The sequence below is a fragment of the Tepidicella xavieri genome, assembly GCF_004363315.1.
In the GTDB taxonomy this organism is placed as follows: domain Bacteria; phylum Pseudomonadota; class Gammaproteobacteria; order Burkholderiales; family Burkholderiaceae_C; genus Tepidicella; species Tepidicella xavieri.
Genome location: NZ_SNYL01000034.1, coordinates 1 through 1136, shown reverse-complemented (window position 1 = coordinate 1136; position 1136 = coordinate 1). Strand labels below are relative to the sequence as shown.

Sequence of the window (1136 nt, the reverse complement as noted above, 5' to 3'; positions counted from 1 at the left end):
CCGCCTTCGCGGATGGCAAAGCGCAGCCCCTCTTCCATGGCGATCGGGGCGATCAACTTGACCGTGATCGTCACGTTGTCACCGGGCATCACCATCTCCTTGTCGGCCGGCAGCTCAATGGCGCCGGTCACGTCGGTGGTGCGGAAGTAGAACTGCGGACGGTAGTTGTTGAAGAACGGCGTGTGGCGGCCGCCTTCTTCCTTGCTCAGCACGTACACCTCGCCCGTGAAGTGGGTGTGCGGCTTGATGGTGCCGGGCTTGCACAGCACCTGGCCGCGCTCGACTTCTTCGCGCTTGGTGCCGCGCAGCAGGATGCCGACGTTGTCGCCGGCCTGACCTTGGTCGAGCAGCTTGCGGAACATTTCCACGCCGGTGCAGGTGGTCTTCTGGGTCGGGCGGATGCCGACGATCTCGATTTCCTCACCGACCTTGATGACGCCACGCTCCACGCGACCGGTCACCACGGTGCCGCGGCCAGAGATGGAGAACACGTCTTCCACAGGCATCAGGAAGGTGCCATCGACCGCGCGTTCGGGCGTGGGGATGTAGCTGTCCAGCGCGTCGGCCAGCTTCATGATGGCCTGCTCGCCCAGTTCGCCCTTGTCGCCTTCGAGCGCCAGCTTGGCCGAGCCTTTGATGATGGGGGTGTCGTCGCCAGGGAAGTCGTACTTGGACAGCAGCTCGCGCACTTCCATCTCGACGAGCTCCAGCAGCTCGGCGTCGTCGACCATGTCGGCCTTGTTCAGGAAGACGATGATGTAGGGCACGCCCACCTGACGGGACAGCAGGATGTGCTCGCGCGTCTGGGGCATGGGGCCGTCAGCGGCCGAGACCACCAGGATGGCGCCGTCCATCTGGGCAGCACCGGTGATCATGTTCTTGACGTAGTCGGCGTGGCCCGGGCAGTCCACGTGCGCATAGTGACGGTTGGCCGTCTCGTATTCCACGTGCGCGGTGTTGATGGTGATGCCGCGCGCTTTTTCTTCCGGAGCCGCGTCGATCTGGTCGTACGCCTTGGCCTGGCCACCAAACTTGGCCGCCAGCACGGTGGTGATGGCAGCCGTCAGCGTCGTCTTGCCGTGGTCCACGTGACCAATGGTGCCCACGTTCACGTGCGGCTTGGTCCGCTCGAATTT

General features: G+C 64.3%; 1 protein-coding gene. It reads right to left on the bottom strand.

Going from position 1 to position 1136, the window contains the following annotated elements:
* On the bottom strand, positions 1 to 1136 hold a 1136-nt coding region (tuf, locus tag DFR43_RS13575; RefSeq protein WP_133599598.1), incomplete at both ends, for an elongation factor Tu.